Annotated in this window: 3 protein-coding genes; 2 read left to right on the top strand and 1 reads right to left on the bottom strand. The window is 46.7% G+C overall.

The annotated features are described in order from the left end of the window. Together ACJHWT_RS25155 and ACJHWT_RS25150 are read left to right on the top strand one after the other, a co-directional pair. A partial coding sequence (locus ACJHWT_RS25155; protein WP_410232381.1) for a phage tail protein occupies positions 1–1,342 on the top strand: 1,342 nt, incomplete at its 5' end. Next, complete coding sequence (locus ACJHWT_RS25150) at positions 1,342–1,926, top strand: tail fiber assembly protein (protein WP_410232380.1); 585 nt, start codon at positions 1,342–1,344, stop codon at positions 1,924–1,926. The genes ACJHWT_RS25155 and ACJHWT_RS25150, both read left to right, overlap by 1 nt. A gap of 210 nt (positions 1,927–2,136) precedes the next feature. Here ACJHWT_RS25150 and ACJHWT_RS25145 read toward each other — a convergent pair whose 3' ends face one another. Beyond that, positions 2,137–3,174 carry a hypothetical protein gene (locus ACJHWT_RS25145; protein WP_233337191.1) on the bottom strand — a complete coding sequence of 346 codons (1,038 nt, stop codon included), beginning with the start codon at positions 3,172–3,174 and terminating at the stop codon, positions 2,137–2,139. Positions 3,175–3,288: the final 114 nt, after the last annotated feature.

Genomic DNA, 3,288 nt, shown 5'->3' with positions numbered 1-3,288 from the left:
GGCGGCAACGCCGAAGGCAGTAAAAGCCGCGTATGACCTGGCTAACGGGAAATATACCGCACAGGATGCAACAACAGCACAGAAAGGGATAGTACAGCTCAGCAGTGCGACTAACAGCACATCTGAAACGCTTGCCGCGACACCGAAAGCAGTGAAAGCAGCTAATGACAATGCGAATGGTCGGGTACCTTCTGCCCGTAAGGTGAATGGTAAGGCGCTTTCAGCGGATATAACACTGACACCGAAAGATATTGGTACGCTTAACTCAACAACTATGTCATTCAGCGGTGGTGCTGGTTGGTTCAAATTAGCAACGGTAACCATGCCGCAGGCGAGTTCTGTTGTTTCAATTACGTTGATTGGTGGGGCTGGATATAACGTCGGTTCACCTCAACAGGCAGGTATATCTGAACTTGTTTTGCGTGCAGGTAATGGTAATCCGAAGGGGATTACTGGTGCTTTATGGCAGCGCACATCGGCAGGGTTTACAAATTTTGCCTGGGTCAATACATCTGGTGATACTTACGATATTTACGTTGCAATCGGAAATTATGCGACTGGTGTAAATATTCAATGGGATTATACCAGTAATGCCAGCGTGACGATTCATACGTCACCAGCATATTCTGCTAATAAGCCGGAAGGGTTAACGGACGGTACAGTTTATTCACTCTATACGCCATCAGAGCAGTTTTATCCGCCTGGCGCACCAATCCCGTGGCCATCGGATACCGTTCCGTCTGGTTATGCCCTGATGCAGGGGCAGACTTTTGACAAATCTGCCTACCCGAAACTTGCAGTCGCTTATCCGTCAGGCGTGATCCCTGATATGCGTGGCTGGACGATTAAGGGCAAGCCCGCCAGTGGTCGTGCCGTATTGTCACAGGAACAGGACGGCATTAAATCGCATACCCACAGTGCCAGTGCATCCAGTACGGATTTGGGGACGAAAACCACATCGTCGTTTGATTACGGCACTAAATCCACGAATAACACCGGAGCGCACACCCATAGTGTCAGTGGTACGGCTGCTTCTGCAGGGGCACATACACACACGGTTGCCTGTTACCCATCTGGCAATACCGAGCAGGGCGATAAAGCCCTCAAAGGTGCGTCTCGTGCAAACTCGAGTACTGGCACATCGTCAGCCGGAGCGCATACCCACCCGGTGTCAGGTACTGCTGCAAGTGCAGGTGCACACGCGCATACTGTCGGTATTGGTGCTCATACGCACTCCGTTGCGATTGGCTCACACGGACACACCATCACCGTTAACGCTGCTGGTAACGCGGAAAACACCGTCAAAAACATCGCATTTAACTATATTGTGAGGCTTGCATAATGGCATTCAGAATGAGTGAACAACCACGGACCATAACAATTTATAATCTGCTGGCCGGAACTAATGAATTTATTGGTGAAGGTGACGCATACATTCCGCCTCATACAGGTCTGCCAGCAAACAGTACCGATATTGCACCGCCAGATATTCCGGCTGGCTTCGTGGCTGTTTTTAACAGTGAGGATACATCATGGCATCTCGTTGAAGACCACAGGGGAAAAACGGTCTATGACGTGGCATCAGGTGACGCGTTATTTATTTCTGAACTCGGCCCGTTACCAGAAAATGTCACCTGGTTGTCGCCGGATGGGGAATATCAGAAGTGGAACGGCACAACCTGGGTGAAAGATGCAGAAGCAGAAAAACTGTTCCGGATCCGGGAGGCGGAAGAAACAAAAAACAGCCTGATGCAGGTAGCCAGTGAGCATATTGCGCCGCTTCAGGATGCTGCAGATCTGGAAATTGCAACGGAGGAAGAAATCTCGTTGCTGGAAGCATGGAAAAAGTATCGGGTGTTGCTGAACCGTGTTGATACATCAACTGCACCTGATGTTGAGTGGCCGGTAATCCCTGTCATGGAATAATCGTTTTGTGATATGCCGCAGCCACGTCGTATGCAAGAACGTGCTGCGGCTGGCTGGTGAACTTTTGATAGTGCGAGTATTGAATTATTTCCAGCCGTTACTGATTTTACGTATTTTTTGTATGAGAGGAGTTGCACCACCTCTTAAGCATAATTTGTTAGAATCATGGCAGCACAATAGCCATATATCCAATATAAAATACTTAACCTTCTAATCATTATGGAGTATTTGATCGCCGTATGGCCAGCCATTTTCCCCAGGAAGGGTCATACCTAACATTGGCATAATACTAAGTTGTCCAATGGTAAATCCTGGAGCACTTGTATTACTGATTCCGGCATAGGTCATATCAAGGGGGTTAGACTCTGAGCTGGACATAAAAAGATTTCTTGCGCCAATTCTATTCGCCATTGAGAACTGAATATACCCACCAATTGTATTTACGGTGTCCTGTGATATCCAGTTGTTTAACGCGATAAATGGCGCCCGCCACCAGTTAAGTGTGCCATTCTCAAAACGCCCCCTCGTCATCTCAATATCTTCCCGAAACTGCTGCTTTCTGTCTCCCAAGACTACCGGGGTACCTGTTGTCAGGTCAAGGCAGTCCTCAATTACAAGATTAGTGGGGTTTGATGGGGTGTTGTAGATCTTAATGATTTTATGTACCTGTGTTCTGAAACAGAATCCGTAAATAATCATCTCCGTTGCTACAGAACGGGGAAAAAACTGGCCAATATCCAGTATAAATTTTTCTGCGATTCCCTTTGTTAAAACTGCAATTTCATAAAGACTCGGGTAACTATCATAAGTCAACTCCGGCTGCTGAACATCATAATAATTAACTTCATGTAATGAAGATAATGATACGGCAAGTAACTCCTTCACATTTATACCGATCATTGTTCCTCCTGCAAAGCCGAAACCAAACTCCATAATTTTTTCCGGAGATAGACGGTATATGTCATTGGAGCGAATAACTGATACCGGAATCGAGAATAGTTTAGGACAGTGATTTGTCATTACACTTTCATGCTGGGTGATTCTTGAGTCGCTTACGGCCCAGATACTTTCCCCTTCTTCCCTGTTTAGCCAGCAGGCTATTGCTGTCATTGAAAACCCCCTTTTAAGTAAAAAAATCAGATTCAGATAGTGCATACATAATTTAGTCAAGTCATCTCTTTTAAGACGCATTGAGAAATGGTTGCTCAAGGTGCGCCAGTGAACGCGCACGAAAATAACTTCTTGCATTTCCCATCTTAACTTCCAAAGGGTACTCCCGCCGACATAAGGCGGGAGGGGAATTTGGACGGGCTTGAAAAGCCCGAAAGGTGATCAGCCACGCTGATGTTGAATGTATTGCTT

The sequence above is a fragment of the Escherichia sp. WS338 genome, assembly GCF_046486405.1.
Lineage (GTDB): Bacteria > Pseudomonadota > Gammaproteobacteria > Enterobacterales > Enterobacteriaceae > Escherichia > Escherichia coli.
The sequence above is the reverse complement of the archived record's forward strand: the minus strand, read 5'-3'. Positions and strand labels throughout refer to the sequence as shown.